The sequence below is a fragment of the Steroidobacter denitrificans genome (assembly GCF_001579945.1).
GTDB lineage: Bacteria > Pseudomonadota > Gammaproteobacteria > Steroidobacterales > Steroidobacteraceae > Steroidobacter > Steroidobacter denitrificans.
In genome coordinates this window covers 2,526,076-2,543,295 of the sequence record NZ_CP011971.1, presented here as the reverse complement: position 1 = coordinate 2,543,295, position 17,220 = coordinate 2,526,076, and the positions used below count along the sequence as shown (strand labels likewise).

Below are 17,220 nucleotides of genomic sequence, written 5' to 3'. Positions count from 1 at the left end.
CGGACCCTCAGGTCAATCGTTGGCGCTGTGCTGCGCGTGCTCAGCTAGTGCGTTAACTAGAAATTCGGACAACAGTCTGCCAGCGCCCAGATTCATCATCCTTGGCGCGCCTCCGGTGCTGAAGGATAGAAGGCAGGTCGAGCCACCGACCTGGTATATGGCCGACGATGTGGTGGCCGCGGGGCTGAATGGCATTCTGTTTCCCTCGCAGGCGCATCCGGGCGGAACCAACTTGGTGATCTACCGCAGTTCCGGCCGGCCTTCGTCGCAGTTGCGTGTGTATGACCCGGAAGGCGCGCTCAGGTAATGGCTCCACTCTTGGAGCGCCTCCAGAATGGAGTTCGAAGTTTGTCCTTCCGGGCACGCCGATTTCACCGACGTACCCATCCGTGCCCGGCTTTCCACTGCTGGGCGAGCCGTTCACTGCGGGCAAGTGAATGGAGCAACGGCAGCGCAAAGATCCTGAGCTCAGCGACGACTTCGCCGAACGCATCCGTGAGCTCGTTCTCGCCCATCTTTCTCACGAAGGCGTTCCGCTGAACGCGGTGCTGGTTGGCGAAATCTGCCGTCAGCGCTTCGAGGTCTTCGGCAGGTACGGGCGTTTCCCGATTCTTGAACGTAGCGCCTATGGCGTCGAGAAGCGTGTCCGTGTCGAAGTCCAAATGCTTCGAGCAGATCCAGACTTCATAGAAATCCTTCATGCGACTGTTGGCACTCCCGAGCGCCACCATCGCCTGGAGCTTCTCCGCGATTGCGGACTCGATCGGATAGGCGCGCAGCCGGATCGTGTCGCTCTCAAGAAGAACCGGGTATTCGAGCACCCGTGGTCCCGGCCTCATGACATCGCCCAAGCCGAAGTCGACCTGAATTCGCAGACGTACTTTGTCCATGCGTGCATCCATCAGGATTCGGGTTCCCTGGTACTCTGAATTCTTCGTGATCTCCTCGGCTGTCACACGCTCGGCGAGGAAGGTGAGGCCGTCTGCCTGCACTTCGAGCGTCGCACAGTCCTTGATGAGTGCCACGAGACTTGCTTGATCGGCCTTACCCTCGCGCAGCATGTCGATGTCCATCGTGGGGCGTGCGCCGAATATACCGATTGTCTTCAATAGCAGCGCACCTTTTAGAACGACGGTTTGCGCGTGCTTCGACTTCGAGAGCCGATACAGGAACCGCTCGATGGCATACTGTTGAAGCACCTGTTGAAACGGTTGGCCGCGCGACTTCGAATGATTGCGCAGTCTCGCAAGCACAGAGGCAACGACGTTTTTCGTGTCCTTACTGCTCATTCAATGGCTTGCAGGTACGGCGACATAGGTTTTTCGACGCGCAGCAGTCGCGCGTAGCGGAGCAGATCACGGTTCTGTACGCGCTTGCGTTGCCTGGCCAGACGCAGGGCTTCGAGGGCAACATCCAGCCCGATCTTGTTCCTGAATTTGAAGCAATCCACGACGGTGCGCGCGACGCCGTAGACTTTCAGCGGCATGCCTCCGATGCGATGCGTCTCGAGCCCGTCCTCAAAGGTTTTCGGATCGAAGCGGTACACGGTAACGGGGATCGACAGCTTTATTCGGTGATAGCTGCCGCGCGGCACGGCCAGGTGGACGGAGGATGGGACCTGGGTTGTGATTCCGTGATACGAGAGTGCGCTGATCAGGCAGACGGCTGCGTTCGGCGCGCGCGCTGCAACCTCCACGAGGTCGGGATGCTCCGCCTCGCTAATTTCGGTCAGGCGATAGAGTCCGCGGCCAAGCTCAGTGACTCGGCCGCTATCGCGAAGAGCGTAGAGTGCGTCCGTATGCACGCCGAGCTTGATCAAATCGCGGGTGCGCAGCGTGCCGCCTTTCTCGCGGAAGATCCTCAGTGCTGTGTTTAGATCCCGAGTTTTCATGGCGGGTAATTATAGCACCACAGATAATCAAGTGGTGAGATTATTACCCGGCCCGGCCCGCCTCTCGGTTGGACCTGCTACCCCTGCGCGGCGACAGTTCATGCGGCTTCAAGAATCTCGTTCCAGCGGACAAGCATGTTGACCAAAGAGTTCGAAGTTTCTCCTCTCGGGCGCGCCATTTCAGTACAGAATTCTGAACACCGATTGCCGCCGATTTCCCACCGGAGGCGGCGACGGGGGTGTGCAGCAGTTCAGACTTCGATCTCATGATGCGGACTTCCGTGTCGGCTATCTCTATGCGCTGGGCCAGCGCACGCAGGTGATCGCGACGGTAGCCGCCGCCTGCTAGGGCCGCTGGTGACGCGCGCAGGTATAGGTCGTGCCGGTCAGGATGGCGTGGATTTGGGCGAGGCCCCAGCGCCCGCCGTCACGGGTGAACAGGCGGCGTTCGTTGAGATAGCAGGTGATGGCCTTGACCCCCATCGGCCCCTTCACGCCGTCGCCTTCGAGGAAGAGCCGGTAGATCAGCCGCACGGTGTCGGCGTGGAGCGGATCGATTTCCAGTTTCTTCTTGATCTTCGCGCCGCGCTGCTCGGCCGCGACATCCCAGCCCTTGGCGACACAGTAGGCCGTAATCCGCCGGCGCTGATCGGGGATCGACAGATTGCTCTCCGCCTGCCGTCCAGTCGAAACACGCAAATAGAGCGCCGCCTTCGCAACCGCAGGCGTGGGCGTCCCGTCAGGGGCTGTAGGTGCTGCGTCAATCATGGTTCCACCAATCGCTGGATCGCTTGCATCGGCAACACCAGCCGGAGCGACTCCTGTAACCGCACGAAGCCGTTTCCTTCATAAAAGGCGGCGGCGCGATCATTGATCGCGTCGACCACCAGCATTGACGATCCCACCGTCGCGGCGCTCGCATAGGCCCGCCGCACGGCGTCGGCGAGGAGCATCGCGCCCAGGCGCTCGCCTTGCCGTGCTTCGGAGACCGCCAGCCGCCCGACCAGCGTGGCGCTGACGAGCGGATAACGCGGAATGTGCTTGCGCGCGGCGGTTGGCACACCGCCCTGCGCCAAGCTGGTCGCGCAAAGCGTACTCGTCCTTTGTCGCTCGGCCAGGGCGCAACCGCGAGCGTCATGACTGCTTCCCTCTTCCGGCCCTCGGCGTCACCGCCATGCCGAGGAACACGGTCATCGCCTGGTTGAGCCGCACCATGTTCTCATCGTCGAGTCGCCCGACCTGCGCGCCGAGCTTGGTCTTGGGAACGGTGGTGATCTTGTCCACCATCAGGCGGCAGGCCGAGCGCAAGCCGTTACGCTCGTTCGGCTCCACCACGAGGCGGAACAACGGCGCGTCAGTCGGATCGGTGGTGCAGGCGCAAATCGTGATGGAGTCGGTGGCGTCGAAACTGTCGTCCTGCACGATGACGACAGGGCGCGGCTTGCCCGCGTAATTGTTGCCACCAGAGACGGTCCAGACCTCGCCGCGCCTCACTCGTCGCCACCGTCAAAGTCGATGGCGGATACGGCGTCGATGAAGGCTTGATCGTCGTGCGCGTGGGCGCTGGCCGCGACTGCCTGCGACTGGCGGCGAGCCTGCTCCTGGAAAGACGGCGAGCGCACGTCCGGCACCCAAATCTGGATCGGACGCAGCCCGAGAGCGCGCAGCCGGTCACGATGCTCGCGCACCTTTTCCCGGACGGGCTTGGCCTTCGATGTTGCTGCCATATCGACCTCCATGCAATAAGTTACATGTAACCTATCATGAGGCGATTCCGAACGCCAGACCTTTCGATCCCGGGGCCAAAAATGGTGGGGGATTCGGGCAGGCGAAGCGTGGCGTGGGATAGCGAGGGAGGCGGGAAACTGGCGAATTGCACTGTTTATTAAGTGCATTGAAAGCACCATCCACTTGTCCACCCATTTCCATCCGATTACCCGCCCGGTCTTGCGTGATACCGACCCCGCCAGATCCACCACCGAAGTTGCGCAGACCCAGACGTTTCGGCCTCGCGGAACCCCTTTCAAGGTAAAATCATAGGTAACTTAACCGGGAGAGGGTTGGGGATACGCGATATTTCCGTAGGCGGGGATTTCTTTTAATATTAGCTACTTACCGCGGTTAGTGTAGTCCCTCAGTCGCACCAATCATCATCAGCGTCCTTGAATGGGGTGATCACGATGTCGTCTACGGAGTCATCCGACATGAGACAGAACCAGGTCGAAGCGGAATTAGCCGCCGTCCGTGCGCAACTCGAGGCTCTGCTCGATCGTGAGGCGATTCGTCAACTGGCCGTTTCCTATGCGCACTTTGCCCGGACCCGGAATATCGATGACCTCATGGCGCTCTATTCGAGCGATGCGAGCTTCGATATAGCAGAGAACATGGGTACATTACCGGGACTCAGATCGGGTCGTGAGGCGATTCGAGAGACACTGCGCATCGATCTGCCGCGTGCAGATCCTTGGCCGTTCATTCATCAACACTATATCGAGATGCTGGGGTCCGACAATGCTCGCGGAACCCTGTACTTTGAGCTCAGGCAGGGTGTGGAAAACCTTCGCGTCACCCATATCGGTTCTTACATAGACGAATATGTGAAGGAGCAGGGAGTCTGGAAATTTCGCTCGCGAAAACTTTCTACGACACCTCTATCCGATGCACCGATTTCTGCGCCGTCCTTGGGATGATTCATCTGGTGTCGTAATCAGACCTGTAATATTCCACAAGATCGGTCATCACCCGTGATTCATTCGAAGTGTTGCTTATCCCCGGTGGGGCACGGCGAGTACAGTGCGGTCTGATGTCCGCATCGCCGGAGGCGGTGATTGCAAACGCCTTTTATTAAAACTTGGGATTGATGCTCAACGACAGCATGGCCGAGAGCTGGCACAAGAATCTCCCTGAAGTCTGCTGCAATTCATTGAAAGCGTTCTGTACGATTTGCAGATCGCGTTGGCTGGTAGGTTCGTGATCGATAACACCTGCGGCTATCAAGCGTGCAACCACGTCGCTGGTCAATAGAAAAGTATCCTTCTCGATCAGACGTAAGAATCCCGCAGCCGAACGTCCACCCAGGCGGGCGCCGCGCTTGGCCAGTAGGCGCCATAAGCCGATGATATTCGTGCTCGGCCAGTCGGCAATAAATTCGCCAAAACTACCGCTCTGCTCCTGGCGAATATCCAGAATAAACTGAGCGTTTCTTGGGATGGCCTGCAATTTGGCACGATCGCGGATGATTCGGCCATCCTTCATGTAGCCTTCGATTTGCTCTGGGCTGAGCAGCGCCATCGTCTCAGGTACAAAACCCCAGAAAACTTCCTCGAAGGCGGGCCATTTGGCGTCGACCATCGAGTGTTGCACGCCGGCTTGAAATACCCGTCGAGTCATCGCGGAAAGATAGCGATCATCGCCTTTCTGTCTTAATTCCTCGGGGGTAAGCGCCTTGGGCAGAAAGGCCTCCATGGCCCCGTCCGATTCAAAACGCTTGCGTACCGCGTCGTAAAGCCACTGGTAGTCAAGCATCATGTTTGATCCATCTTTTTGCACCATATGCGACGTGTTCGCGCAATCGCAGCGTAGGCAGCAACTTGAAAGTATAGCTGAAGGACCTTACTCTTCACCGCCGTGCGCCGCTGGTTATTGCCAGGAGTGCCGGCAACATCACCGAGATTCACGCCGGGGCCGAAAAGGGTTGTCACGACAGCATGACCCCATGGTGACCGTCTGGATAATATCGAACTGTACGAGGCGCGTGCGATCTGACTTCTACATCCAGCTTAACAGCTGCCCACCGTCAATTGGAATGACAGTTCCGGTTATATAGCTGCCAGCCTCGGAGGCGAGCAGGAGAGTGGCGCCGTCCAGATCCCGACATTCACCGAATTTACGCATTGGAATACGCTTTAGCAGATTCTCGTCAAGGCCGCTTGCCTCGAATTGGCTGTGCATATCCGTCCTGATGTTCCCCGGCGCCAGCGCGTTGACGCGTACACCTCTGCTCGCCAGCTCCAGGGCCATGATACGCGTCAAATGGATCAATCCAGCCTTTGACGCGCCATAACTGGCTAGGTAAGCGCCTGCACGCATACCGGAGGTGGATGCCACATTTATAATCGATCCTGTACCTCGTTCTGCCATGCGACGCGCCGCTTCCTGAGCCATCAAGAAAGCACCTTTAAGATTTGTAGAGAAAATCCGCTCAACTTCAGTCGCCTGCTGTGACACAAAGCGTTCGAGGTAGATTACACCAGCATTGTTGAAGAGAATGTCGATCGACCGACCGAGTTGTACTTCGCTAGCTTGCCAGGCAGTAGCTATTGTCTCTGGTTTCGTTATATCCAGTGTGACGGCGCAAGCTCGGTGTCCAGCCGAACGCAAAGCTGTCACAGCAGCATTTAGCTGGTCGATACGTCTGGCACCTAGCGCTACGGCGGCACCGGCTTGTACGAACGTATGAGATGCATGCAATCCAATACCACTGGAAGCGCCGACCACCAAGGCTGTCTTGTCGCTGAGATCAAACATGGGATGGAATGCGTTCATGAAAAAAACTGATGTGGATCAGACGATGCTCGGTATCGGTAACGAAAAGTGTACGTAGAAGTCGCCACCATGGGTAAGGGATCGAGATTTGCCGGCGTCCAGATACATACTTTTGTGAATAGTAAACTTAAAGCGGCCTCAATACAGTCGATGGCATATCGATGATGGTGGACTGTATACGCATCATATTCGTTCTTGCCGTTTGCCAAGACTAGTCAGCGTTCTACCACCTTGAAAAAGTGTTTTCCCGACCATAACACGATCCCCGCAAGAGACATGGCTACGAAACCTACGCTCATTAATGAGCGTCCTACCATCAGAGGATCGCGATAGACGTATTCCGTAATCAAAGCAACAAAGAGCGGAATCAGGCTCAAGCCTAACAGATTGGCGATAAACGTATAGAAAGCGCCCGCCTGGCCGCGTAATGCTGCCGGCGTAATAGTTTGCAGGGCTGCACCCGCAGGGCCGACGGTAAAACCCAAGGCTAGTATCGCTGCAGACGTTCCGACGAACGATATCATTATATCCTTCGCCAAAATCGCCACAGCGATGGCGCACGCCTGAATGACGCAGACGATGGCCGAGTATCTGAGATGCGCGTCGCGCACGCCGCGACGAATGAATCCATCGGTAACGGTGCCGCCAATGAAGGCACCGAGAGGTCCACAGATCAACAGCATCAGCCCCATCGCTAGTCCGATATCGGCGATGCTCCAGTTATGACAACGCATGTAGAAAACCGGCATCCAGGAAAGAATCGCATATCCGAAGCCGGTATGAAGCGCAAAGCCAAAATGATGTGTTGCATATGCGCACCAACGCCCTTTGTAGTTCGAGACAAGTGCATTCAAATATGTACCGATAGCGTGGTTTTGCACAATTTTCGTCGATTGATCGAAACGGCCGCGCTGCGGCTCGCGAGTGAAGGCAATGACCAGTCCCAGAATCACGCCGGGCGCGCCGGCAATCATGAATGTGAGCTGCCATCCTTGCATCGTGCCGAATAAAGCAACGTCTAGCGGTGGTAGGGTTTCCAAAAATTCAACTAAGCGACCGCCCAGCACAAATGCCAGGCCTGATCCAAGGTAGATTCCGCTACCGTACACAGCGAATGCACGAGCACGCTGCTTCGGCTTGAACAGGTCAGCAATCAATGAGTAGGCAGCCGGAGCGAGGCCTGCTTCTCCGATACCGACCAGCATGCGTGCCACAAACAGCTCGCCAAAGGTATTGGCTAGACCGCACGCAGCAGTTGCCGCGCTCCATAAGACGATCGCAGTGGCGAGCACCCTCGTGCGACTGAATATATCGATGAAGCGCCCAAATACCAGACCTAGAAAGGTGTAGAAGAGAGCGAAAGCGAAGCCGTATAACAGCCCGAAGTGAGTATCGCTCAAATGAAGATCGCGACTGATCGGCTCGATCATAAGGATGAGAATTTGCCGATCGAAGAACGACAACAAATACGCCGACATCAGGAGGAACAACAAATACCCGGAACCGGTCTCTGTCCGCCTGCCTGTCAGATCGACCTCAGTCGTATTCATCGTGATTCCCCGTCGAAGCAGTCGCTTGGATTTATGATTCAGACTCGACGACGATCGCATCTACGCTATCGGCGGACGTTATGGCTGACATCTATTGACTTGCCAATAAAATGTCAGTTCGGTGTCGCGATATTGCTTGATCTGATTGACGGTCAATTTGATGTACCAGATAACAGCCTCTGTGCCGTCGTTCTTGCTCGACGGCGCCAGCGTGCCGGTGATCCGTCGAAGCCGGTCGTAGAGTGTTTCCGCAGGCCGAGGATTTGCAGGTGCAAAACCGCAACGATGTCGGAGCAGCCTGTAGCGATCGCACGATCCAGCTCCTGCACGCGGAATATTAGCGCCGCGTATGTTGGTCGCACCAGGTTCGACAAGCGTAAGCGCGGCATCTTCGGTTCCGCTGTCAACTCGAAAGCTGCTGGCGGTCTTGATTCGCGCGACACGCTCGCTCATCGGCCAATGAAGACAGCTGTTGTCGCAATATCTTCTGCAAAGCGTTGCGCGGCAGCTTCTCGACCAGTAACAGTCGCTCGGGTAACTTATATACAGAGAGACGCTCTTCTTTGAGAAAAGTGACGATATCCTGGAGAGTGACTTGACGACCATCGGCAGGTACTGCAGCGATTCCAACTTTCTCACCCAGGCGTTCATCGGCATAACCAAAGGCAGCCGCTTCCTTGAGCAAGGGATGCCGTGATAGGATCTCATCCAACTCCATCGGTGCAATTTTCAGTCCACCGCGCACGATGATATCCTTTGAACGGCCGACAAAACGAAGATAACGGCGCTGTTCTCCTTCCCCGGCGATCTCAAATAGGTCACCAGTCCTGAAAAATCCCTGATCGTCGAACGCCTCGCGAGTCCGCTGTTCATCGCGAAAATATCCAGGGAATATACCTGGGCTACGCATGCGCAGTTCACCCGGATGACCAGGTTTCTCGATTTCGACGCCGGTTTCCGGATCCACCAACCGGCTCTCGATCTGCTCGGCAAGCGGAAAGGTCGGCCACTGATAGTCAGGCCAGCCGAACCGCGGAAAAAATGAGGCGCGTTGTGTTGGATCGATGATCTGCCGAGAGGAACTGAACAGGCTAGTGCCTTCGTTAGCACCAAAGAAATTCACGACTTCGACACCAAATTCGCGTTCCATGCGCTCGATAGCCCAGGCAGGGATACTGGTCGAGCCGGTTCCCATGGCACGCAGGCAGGTCAGGTCTGCGCAGCTGAGCATTTCAGGATCGTTTAGTAGCGAAACGAAGAACGCTGGTGGCATGAAGGTTACCCGTACATGCTCGTCGCGAATCTGCCGTAGAGCAAGCGCCATGTCGAGCGGATGATGCAACACCAGTGTCCCGGAACACAGCAGCCACGACATGAAGCTGCCGCCGATCGCGGCCATATTGACCAGCGGCGATGCGTTCAGAATAACATCGCCTTTGCGAAGTGCCTCTCCATAGCCATAGAGCATGGCACGGCCGGTCCACATCCAATTGTTGTGACTGCGCATGACGCCTTTCGGCTTGCCTTCCGTACCGGACGTCCAGCAGACTGTAAAGATATCATTGGCTTCGACCTCAAGGTCATCGCCATGCCGTCGTACACTCTCTTTATCTCCCGGGCGGCAGTTCATCCAGTCGCTAGGAGTACTACCGTCATCGAGTACTGCAAGCAGGCAGCCGTATTCGACGCAGGCGATAGCGGCGGTTTGCGCGAGCTTTCTTTGCTTGAAGCCAGTAACCGTGATGAACAACTTGGGGCGTAACTGCTCCAACACATCACGCAACTCATGCAAATCGAATTGAACCAGCAGCGGGCTGACTACCAGTCCGAGACGCGCACAGGCCAGCAGTACGACGATTGACTCCACGATATTCGGGAGTTGCGATGCCACCACGTCGTCGCGTCGCAAACCCAGCGTCAATAGACGAGCTGCAAAGGCAGCTACTGCCTCGTCAAGTTGCGCATAGCTCAGCCGCTGCTGCGTGCCATGGGCGAAGGTTGCACGATTTGGGGCGTCGACCACAGCCACGCCCCCCGGGTTGTGCAATGCGTTCTCGCGAAATATCTGGTCGAGTGTTTCGCGACCCCACCACCCGTTTGCCGAGTAGCGTTCGATGTCTTGCGCTCTGGCGAAGATCATCAGTCCGATCCGGTGTACGTCGTACGTCGAATATCAACTGCTACCGCACATTCTCCAAGATCGCTCACTCGAAATTCCACGTAAAGTCCATTCCATAGGTGCGCGGCGGGCCGACACGCATGAAACCGGTGTTTGAGGCGATAATCATATGTGTGGGATAGATTTTGTCACTTAGATTCTTACCCCATAGACCGATCTCCCAGCGTCCGTCGTTGGGTGCGAACGCCAAGTGCGCATCGACTAGCCCATAGGCGTCCACGTGTGCGGATGGGGTGTTCTCCAAGTTGAAGTAATATTCGCTGGTGTACTTATAGCTTGCTCGCAGACTTAAATTGTGATTGGTGCCGACGCTCATACTGTGATCGAAGGTCACGCCAGCCGTATGTTCCGGTGCCCGGGATAACCGGTTACCTTCGACGTTCACGGTTCCGAGTAAGAGCGTATCGGTGATTTCCGTATCGAGGTAGCCATAATTAATGGACACCGAAGTGCTAGTACCTAGCATCAATTTGCTTTCGATTTCGAGACCTAGATTGCTCGCTTCGCCAGCGTTCACGAAAGTGGAAACCGGTACCGGGGTTCCAGCGACAGAGCGAAGTGCGAACAGCTGCAGATCGGTGTAATCCATGTAGAAGGCGGCCGCATTGAACAGCAGGCGTCCATCCAGCCACAGGGTCTTCGCCCCCAACTCATAGTTGGTTACGTATTCCGGATCGACCGTCTGCGAGGCAGTCGCCTCGCTGGAAGGCTGACCGTCCCAGCCGCCGCTCTTAAAGCCCCGCGAGACGGTTGCATAGAGCATGTTATTGCGGTCGGTATGATAAGCGAGGGTCAGTCTTGGTGTGAATGCATCCCAGTTTTTGTCCGCCTCGATTACCCATGGCAGCCCCGGAAAACGATTACCGGTGATGTTACTGTCAATCTTCTTGTCGTCGTAGCTCCAGCGCAGTCCTCCGGAGAGTTCCCAAGCATCGTTGATTCGCCAGCTTGCGTCGGCAAACACGGCATAGCTGTTTGCACGCACTGAGGACTCTTGCGTATTGGTTTGCGTGACCGGTGGTGTCCGCACGAACACGATGGTTGCTTCGGTACGGTCGACTTTTTCACGATAGAAGTACAGGCCACCAACGAAGGTGACATGTTCGATGGAGTCAACCATGAAACGCAGTTCCTGGGATATTTGATGTGCGTCCTCTTCGATGTCGTTGGCCACGGTGAACGGTGCTGAAATTGCCGCCGGATCACGGCTGAACTGCACGCCGGCCAGATCGAGACTGATGCTCGAATCGCTGGTCCGATAGGCAGAGATCGACGTGATCTCACCCCATGGCCGGCGCCAGTCGATACGTCCGGAGACACCCCAGGTATCGTTATCCTGCCTGCCATCGTCCATGGCATAGTTGGAGCGCGGACCGGGGCCAGTCGCAGCTCCAAAGGCGGGATCGCCGATATTGACGGCGTGGCGATTGACACCGTTACCGCGGCGACGGTAGCCATCAGCCGAGAGCAAGACATCGACATCGTCACTGGCGTTGATGAGCAGAGAGCCGCGTACTGCAGTACTGTCGAGATCTTCGATGTCATTACCGGTATTCAGGTTACGCGCGAAACCGTCGTGCTCACGTCTGCTGATCGACATGCGGCCGGCTATAGTATCGCTGAGCGCACCGTTCGCTATAGCCCGGGCCTCTAGGATGCCTTTATTGCCAACGCTCATCGAAACCTGCCCATTCGGCGTTGGACTCGGGCGGGCGCTCACTAAGTTGATGGCGCCACCGACCGTGTTCTTTCCATATAGAGTTCCTTGCGGACCTCGCAGGACCTCGACGCGTTGCAGATCAAACAAATCCGTCGTACCGCCAGCAGCGCGGCCAATATAGACATCATCGACGAACAAGGCGACCGAGCGTTCCAGGGATGGACCGTCGAAATCGGAGCCGATGCCACGAATGCGAATCTGCGGATCAGCCGAGTTGTGCTCACTATAGGTGAAGTTTGGCGTCAGCCCCTGAAAGTTTTCTACGGTTTGAATGCGCGAGCGCGCCAGTGTCTCTTGATCGAGAACCGAGACCGCTACGGTTACATCCTGCAGGCTCTGCTCGCGCTTCTGCGCAGTGACGATGATTTCCCCGATGAGTTCCTGCTGCGCGCTGGCGTTCTGTGCCAGCGCGCTCGCAGTGCACAACGTTAAAGTGACCGAGGCGCCTACCAGGCTCGTGATGCTGTACCGAAGCATGATTGATAATCCCCTAATAATTGGCTTGAGTTGCTGCAGATCGGACAGTTCTTACAGATATTGTAAGAAAAGTAACCTACACCTTAAGGTAGTCATGATGCAACTTTTCTTGTATTAAAAAATGTAGATACCATAAAATATACCGCTTAAAATCGCCAAATTACTACTATGACGCAGAAAGAATATCGCTAAATGATGTAGTTTTTTTGATATTGATAATGAAGTATGGAGCCTGCATTAACCAGTTCTAGTGTCAACGGCGGGGCGCTAATCCAGCATCGACAAGCAAGGCGTCGAAAGCAGCATTCGATGTAGAAAAGGCTGTAGCGGGAGCGCTGGCCAGGCGCCTGACGGCTTCCGGTAGCTCCGCCGGCGTAGCGGCGATGCTGGTAGTTTCAACGCAGTAGGCGCGCCTGTAACGACCCGCTCCTGCTGAGATGATCGCGCCATTGAGGGTACACGCTTCGCTTGCAAGCCATGCAACCATCGGTGCTACATGCTCGGCAGTGAAAAGCGCTGCAATATCGTCGCGCATGTGCGACGCCGTCATCTGCGAATAGGCATATGGCGAGATGGCGTTCACCTTGATCGAATGGCGTGCGCCCTCGGCTGCAAGGGTACGTGTGAGATTCTCGACAGCAGCCTTGGCGGCCCCATATGCAGAAAGTCCATGCTGTCCATAGCGGCCGGCGCTCGAGGTGGTCGTAATGATGCGCCCGTACCTGCGTTGCCGCAGTATCGGCCAAGCCGCGTGTAGCAGGTGAAGAGTACCGAAGAACCCCACCTCGAAGATGTAGCGAAAATCCTCGGGGCTGGTTTGATGAAATGCCGAGGCTTGCGGTACGGCAGCGTTGGTGACGATGATATCGAGGCGGCCAAACGTCTTCAGTGCAAGCTGTACTATGGCGTTGCCAGCTTCTGGATCCTCTACGCTATGATAGCTCGCGATGGCTTGGCCGCCCGCGGCGCGTATGCACTCGACGGTTGACCATGCGGACGTTTCTTCGTCCGTCTCGCCAGGATGTCGTCTATTGTTCACGACGACGGCGGCTCCTCGCAATGCCATGTCGAGGGCATAGGCACGGCCTAGGCCTTTGCCTGCGCCGGTAATGATTGCAACCTGATTTTTCAGCGTACGCATGTGTTTAGCGACGCAAGAACGGTAAGCGTGGCCAGAACTTCGGAACGCGTGCCGCATATGCTTCATATTCGGGACGTGTCTTGCGCATATGCCGTTCGTTACCCGGTGCGGCAGATCCGAAACCCATGAACCAAGTGACGTACAGCGGGCTGATCAAGCCCGCCCAGCCCCAAGAATGTTGCAGAGCGAACAAGAAGTATGCCCACGCCATTAGTGCCTCGCCAAAATAGTTTGGGTGGCGTGTCAGGGCCCATAATCCTTGCTGCATCAACTTACCTGCATTAGCAGGGTCAAGCTTGAAGCGCCTGAGTTGCCAGTCACCCACCGCCTGGAAGCTGAATCCGGTCAGCCAAACAAGTACGGCGTAGCCGTCCAGGACCGAAAAAGATCCCTGTGTGGCGGACATGCCTAAAACGATGGATAGGCACCACATCCATAAGATGGTGCCCTGCAGAACATAAACCGAGAAGAAGCTCCATATCGGCCAGTGTGCGCCAAACCGCCGGCGCAAACTGGCGTAGGGCTCCTGCTCGACCTGGAAGTTCGTGCTCGCTGTATGCGCAATCAGACGGGCTGCCCAAAGCGCCACCAGAGCGAATAGCGTAACTGCATGTGCGCTGAGGCCCGATGCAGAGTGAGCGAGGGCGTAGCCAGCTACCGAAGCGATTATGATTGGATAGGCGATATCCATGATGCTGTGGTTGCGCAACGTCTGTCCGACCATCCAGGAAAGCGTAACCAGAGCGAGTATTAGGATGCCGCAGGACAGAAACATTTGCGCCGTGGCCCTTGCTGCGAGCGGCGTAACTGCAAACGCGAGCACTGCCGCCAGAGGTATCGCTGCATGAGCATAGTGCCAGCGCTTCGCAGAAATGTTTCGAGGCATAGCTGTCAGCCATGCAAACGCCAGAGTGACTGCCGCAATGAACCCGTAGCCCATCCACATGTGATTACTCATCGATAGAGAGGGTTCGTCAACGGGTATCCAATCGCAACGATTCCGTACTTCACGCCACAGTTACCTGTTGTCCCTCTGCGCGATCTTCGAGTGGCCCAGATCCTTCTATCGATCGCCTCCAAGACCGAATTGTACCGGCTGACCGGATGTGTTCCCAAGTGTGTCATCAGGTACATACTTTTATTATGAAAGCCACCAAATATAATTATGATCACCGGTCATATAAAGATTATACCTTTACACCGGCATCATAATATTAGATAGTTACTTTTGCAAATGTAGTTATCTATAAGTAAGGACTTTTCGGTACAAGGGATTCGGGTAGAAGTAGAAATCGAGCGGTATCGACGCCTCCGTCCATGCCGCTCAACGTCATGGATAGCGCGACGTAAAGGATCGTCGAGATATTGCTTTGCGGAGGACACAGATCGATTTACGACTGTTCCGTCTCGTCTTGCTTTATTGCGACTGTGTCCATCTCTTTGAATATAAATTGTGCACTGCCGTGGGCGTGAGCAGTCTGCGCAGTGATCTTGGATGGCGTTCGATAAGGCTTTTGTGCACGCCGGGAGCTGATTCATGGACTCCGGGAACGTTGCTGTTTCCAGAGTTTACGAAACAGCTTGATGCGTCCATGCAACTGACGGGAAGGCAGGCGGACGGAAAATAGAATTTCTCTGGTGCGCAACTTCAATATCATGCTCAACGTTCAGTCCTGAATTTAAATGAACGCCCTATCGGAGCGAGTGCGGTATTCTGTATACCGCACTGCCATTACCGGAGCGACGCGAGAATACGATTGCGAAGTGGAAAGGTAAGGTCCAATGAGAATGGCGCCGACATGGGATTTTACGGGTGACCATAGATGACGGTTTGCCTGCATCCCTGGCGGGGCGGCTGGACAAGCCGGTCAGGGTAGTGCAGTGCAGTGCTAGGATACCGGCTAGCGTGTGGGCTAGTCACAGGAGAGCGTAGGAAGGTTCATGATCATTGCTAATGCTGAGAGGATTCGCGACTACAGCGCCAGAGGAATCTGGAAGGGTATACGGCTCGGTGACTGGCTCGAAGTAAATTCCCGGGCAGTGCCGGATCGAGAAGCCCTGGTTGATCCGCCCAATCGCGCAGAGCTTACAGGTGGATATCCGCAGCGCCTCACCTGGGGTCAACTGGCGGAGATGGTTGATCGCTTCTCCTGCCTATTGATCGCTGCAGGCCTAAAAAAGGGCGACGTTGCAGTATTACAGCTCGCCAATATCTGGGAGCTGCCTGCGCTATATCTGGCGTGCGCGAAAGTCGGTATTATTACGACTCCAGTGTCGGCCATGTATCGTGAAAATGAACTGACGCATATCGTAAAAAACACCCAGGCTCGAGCGCTGATCTGTTCAGCCAGAATCAAGAAACACGATCACGCCGGAATGATGCGGGATCTGGCTGCGCACTGTTCGACGGTAGAAATTGTTCTGGTCTTGGGGGAACAGCCTGTCGCTGGAACCATCAACTTGTCCGGCATGTTGACGTCTGAACTCGATCGCCAGGTGCTCGTGCAGTATGAGGCAGCCCATCCGGTATCGCCGGATGACCTAGTGAATATTCTGTGGACTTCCGGCACCGAGGGGCGCCCGAAGGGCGTTGCTCGCAGCCACAACGGCTGGACACTCTATGCGGATATCTTCGGGAAGAATTTCGGGATTATTGATGGCTGTCGGTTGCTCGCTGCTCGGCAACTCGTCACTTGTGGATCCTTCACCGCGTACATCGTTCCATGGCTGGCGAATGCAGGAACGATCGTATGCCACCATCCTTTTGATTTTGCACTATTCATTCGGCAGCTTGCAGATGAAAGAATAACGTTTACATCGTTGGCACCAGCGATTCTGCGGTCATTATCCGAGAATATCGAACTGGTTAGAACACTGGATCTTTCGAATTTGAAGTACGTGAGCTCGGGTTCGGCACCGCTTCAAGCCGGCATCGTATCGGCGCTCGAGACACAACTCGGGTTGCAAATCGTAAATATCTTCGGCTCTACAGAAGGAGCCTGTCTCCTCAGCTTTCCGGAGGATATTCCCGCACCTCATTTGCGCAGCAATCACTTTCCTCGGACTAATCTGCCACACATTCATTGGCGGAAGGCAACACCTGCCTGGGTCGAAACCAGGCTGATGGATCTCGACTCCGAAACACCAATCACCAAGCCGGGTCAAGTGGGAGAGATGCGTTATCGGGGAGCGCAGGTATTCGACGGGTATTACAATGCTGATGATCTGGACGTAAACGCCTTCGATAATGAAGGCTACTACCGTAGCGGAGACCTGTTCGAGATCACGGGAGACCAGCAACAATTCTACCGCTATGTAGGGCGCGCGAAGGACATCGTGGTTCGCGGTGGTTTGAATATATCTGCGGCCGAGATCGAAGACCTTCTTCTAGCGCATCCCAAGATCCGGGAGTGTGCGATCGTTGGTTACCCGGATGCGAGACTCGGAGAGAAAGTGTGCGTGTTTATCGTCCCCAGAGAAAATTGTTCCGTCGAACTCACGGAGATCAATTCATACCTGCGCGACGAAAAGCAAATAGCAATATTCAAGCTGCCCGAAAAGATCAAGCTGGTCACCAGCCTGCCGCGTAGTCCGCATGGCAAGGTACTCAAAAAATTGCTGCGCCATCAAGTGGCAGAAGCCGAATGTGTGGCTGACGTCAACGGTCGAAATGCATACATGACGAAGATGAAAGGACCGGCGCCATGAATGAGGTAG

16 protein-coding genes and 1 pseudogene are annotated in these 17,220 nt (G+C 55.7%); 3 read left to right on the top strand and 14 right to left on the bottom strand.

The genetic code is table 11. The features are described 5' to 3' along the window. Positions 1 to 157 precede the first annotated feature (157 nt). Positions 158 to 307 carry an RES domain-containing protein gene (locus ACG33_RS16200; protein WP_210399038.1) on the top strand — a complete coding sequence of 50 codons (150 nt, stop codon included), beginning with the start codon at positions 158 to 160 and terminating at the stop codon, positions 305 to 307. A 64-nt stretch (positions 308 to 371) separates the two neighbouring features. On the opposite strand, the gene ACG33_RS11465 is transcribed toward ACG33_RS16200, so the two are convergent. The 6 genes and pseudogenes from ACG33_RS11465 to ACG33_RS11440 all read right to left on the bottom strand — a co-directional run bounded on the left by ACG33_RS11465 (position 372) and on the right by ACG33_RS11440 (position 3,618). Further along, positions 372 to 1,289, bottom strand: a complete 918-nt coding sequence (locus tag ACG33_RS11465; RefSeq protein WP_066921316.1) for a nucleotidyl transferase AbiEii/AbiGii toxin family protein — start codon at positions 1,287 to 1,289, stop codon at positions 372 to 374. After that, positions 1,286 to 1,891, bottom strand: a complete 606-nt coding sequence (locus tag ACG33_RS11460; protein ID WP_066921314.1) for a type IV toxin-antitoxin system AbiEi family antitoxin domain-containing protein — start codon at positions 1,889 to 1,891, stop codon at positions 1,286 to 1,288. Before ACG33_RS11460 ends, ACG33_RS11465 begins: the two co-directional genes overlap by 4 nt. 372 nt (positions 1,892 to 2,263) lie before the next feature. After that, positions 2,264 to 2,659, bottom strand: a pseudogene (locus tag ACG33_RS11455) (recombinase family protein); the annotation flags it as partial. Continuing rightward, positions 2,656 to 2,952, bottom strand: a complete 297-nt coding sequence (locus ACG33_RS11450; protein WP_210399036.1) for a GNAT family N-acetyltransferase — start codon at positions 2,950 to 2,952, stop codon at positions 2,656 to 2,658. The gene ACG33_RS11450 and the pseudogene ACG33_RS11455, both read right to left, overlap by 4 nt. A 73-nt stretch (positions 2,953 to 3,025) precedes the next feature. Then, complete coding sequence (locus tag ACG33_RS11445) at positions 3,026 to 3,385, bottom strand: type II toxin-antitoxin system PemK/MazF family toxin (protein WP_066921310.1); 360 nt, start codon at positions 3,383 to 3,385, stop codon at positions 3,026 to 3,028. Further along, on the bottom strand, positions 3,382 to 3,618 hold the full coding sequence (locus ACG33_RS11440) for an antitoxin MazE family protein (RefSeq protein ID WP_066923311.1): 237 nt from the start codon (positions 3,616 to 3,618) through the stop codon (positions 3,382 to 3,384). Before ACG33_RS11440 ends, ACG33_RS11445 begins: the two co-directional genes overlap by 4 nt. Before the next feature lie 477 nt (positions 3,619 to 4,095). On the opposite strand from ACG33_RS11440, the gene ACG33_RS11435 reads away from it, so the two are divergent. Continuing rightward, on the top strand, positions 4,096 to 4,581 hold the full coding sequence (locus ACG33_RS11435) for a nuclear transport factor 2 family protein (RefSeq protein WP_066921308.1): 486 nt from the start codon (positions 4,096 to 4,098) through the stop codon (positions 4,579 to 4,581). Between the two features lie 154 nt (positions 4,582 to 4,735). Here the strand turns inward: ACG33_RS11435 and ACG33_RS11430 are convergent, their stop codons facing one another. The 8 genes from ACG33_RS11430 to ACG33_RS11400 all read right to left on the bottom strand — a co-directional run bounded on the left by ACG33_RS11430 (position 4,736) and on the right by ACG33_RS11400 (position 14,461). After that, a complete protein-coding gene (locus ACG33_RS11430; protein WP_066923308.1) occupies positions 4,736 to 5,416 on the bottom strand; it encodes a DNA-3-methyladenine glycosylase I in 681 nt (226 codons plus the stop codon). Positions 5,417 to 5,659: 243 nt separating this feature from the next. Further along, positions 5,660 to 6,418: an SDR family NAD(P)-dependent oxidoreductase gene (locus ACG33_RS11425; protein WP_210399034.1), complete on the bottom strand. Its 759-nt coding sequence runs from the start codon at positions 6,416 to 6,418 to the stop codon at positions 5,660 to 5,662. 233 nt (positions 6,419 to 6,651) lie between these two features. Continuing rightward, on the bottom strand, positions 6,652 to 7,986 hold the full coding sequence (locus tag ACG33_RS11420; protein ID WP_066921304.1) for a spinster family MFS transporter: 1,335 nt from the start codon (positions 7,984 to 7,986) through the stop codon (positions 6,652 to 6,654). A gap of 78 nt (positions 7,987 to 8,064) precedes the next feature. Beyond that, positions 8,065 to 8,439, bottom strand: a complete 375-nt coding sequence (locus ACG33_RS16195) for a hypothetical protein (RefSeq protein ID WP_157071769.1) — start codon at positions 8,437 to 8,439, stop codon at positions 8,065 to 8,067. Further along, positions 8,390 to 10,126 (bottom strand): class I adenylate-forming enzyme family protein, encoded by a 1,737-nt coding sequence (locus ACG33_RS11415; RefSeq protein ID WP_066921302.1) that lies wholly within the window; start codon positions 10,124 to 10,126, stop codon positions 8,390 to 8,392. Before ACG33_RS11415 ends, ACG33_RS16195 begins: the two co-directional genes overlap by 50 nt. A 64-nt stretch (positions 10,127 to 10,190) precedes the next feature. After that, a complete protein-coding gene (locus ACG33_RS11410; protein ID WP_066921300.1) occupies positions 10,191 to 12,362 on the bottom strand; it encodes a TonB-dependent receptor in 2,172 nt (723 codons plus the stop codon). 253 nt (positions 12,363 to 12,615) lie between these two features. Further along, positions 12,616 to 13,560, bottom strand: a complete 945-nt coding sequence (locus ACG33_RS11405) for an SDR family NAD(P)-dependent oxidoreductase (protein WP_168160076.1) — start codon at positions 13,558 to 13,560, stop codon at positions 12,616 to 12,618. Next, entirely contained in the window at positions 13,508 to 14,461 is a 954-nt protein-coding gene (locus ACG33_RS11400; protein ID WP_083536815.1) for a DUF1295 domain-containing protein, read from the bottom strand. The genes ACG33_RS11405 and ACG33_RS11400 overlap by 53 nt, the downstream gene beginning before the upstream one ends. Before the next feature lie 983 nt (positions 14,462 to 15,444). On the opposite strand from ACG33_RS11400, the gene ACG33_RS11395 reads away from it, so the two are divergent. Further along, a complete protein-coding gene (locus ACG33_RS11395; protein WP_066921294.1) occupies positions 15,445 to 17,211 on the top strand; it encodes a class I adenylate-forming enzyme family protein in 1,767 nt (588 codons plus the stop codon). The last annotated feature ends 9 nt before the right edge of the window (positions 17,212 to 17,220 follow it).

Bases quoted from the DNA above. Each gene is read 5' to 3' on its own strand.
- ACG33_RS11465 (WP_066921316.1), bottom strand. From the start codon at position 1,289: ATGAGCAGTAAGGACACGAAAAACGTCGTTGCCTCTGTGCTTGCGAGA.
- ACG33_RS16200 (WP_210399038.1), top strand. From the start codon at position 158: ATGGCCGACGATGTGGTGGCCGCGGGGCTGAATGGCATTCTGTTTCCC.
- ACG33_RS11430 (WP_066923308.1), bottom strand. From the start codon at position 5,416: ATGCTTGACTACCAGTGGCTTTACGACGCGGTACGCAAGCGTTTTGAA.
- ACG33_RS11460 (WP_066921314.1), bottom strand. From the start codon at position 1,891: ATGAAAACTCGGGATCTAAACACAGCACTGAGGATCTTCCGCGAGAAA.
- ACG33_RS16195 (WP_157071769.1), bottom strand. From the start codon at position 8,439: ATGAGCGAGCGTGTCGCGCGAATCAAGACCGCCAGCAGCTTTCGAGTT.
- ACG33_RS11420 (WP_066921304.1), bottom strand. From the start codon at position 7,986: ATGAATACGACTGAGGTCGATCTGACAGGCAGGCGGACAGAGACCGGT.
- ACG33_RS11400 (WP_083536815.1), bottom strand. From the start codon at position 14,461: ATGAGTAATCACATGTGGATGGGCTACGGGTTCATTGCGGCAGTCACT.
- ACG33_RS11440 (WP_066923311.1), bottom strand. From the start codon at position 3,618: ATGGCAGCAACATCGAAGGCCAAGCCCGTCCGGGAAAAGGTGCGCGAG.
- ACG33_RS11395 (WP_066921294.1), top strand. From the start codon at position 15,445: ATGATCATTGCTAATGCTGAGAGGATTCGCGACTACAGCGCCAGAGGA.
- ACG33_RS11410 (WP_066921300.1), bottom strand. From the start codon at position 12,362: ATGCTTCGGTACAGCATCACGAGCCTGGTAGGCGCCTCGGTCACTTTA.
- ACG33_RS11415 (WP_066921302.1), bottom strand. From the start codon at position 10,126: ATGATCTTCGCCAGAGCGCAAGACATCGAACGCTACTCGGCAAACGGG.
- ACG33_RS11405 (WP_168160076.1), bottom strand. From the start codon at position 13,560: ATGCGGCACGCGTTCCGAAGTTCTGGCCACGCTTACCGTTCTTGCGTC.
- ACG33_RS11425 (WP_210399034.1), bottom strand. From the start codon at position 6,418: ATGTTTGATCTCAGCGACAAGACAGCCTTGGTGGTCGGCGCTTCCAGT.
- ACG33_RS11435 (WP_066921308.1), top strand. From the start codon at position 4,096: ATGAGACAGAACCAGGTCGAAGCGGAATTAGCCGCCGTCCGTGCGCAA.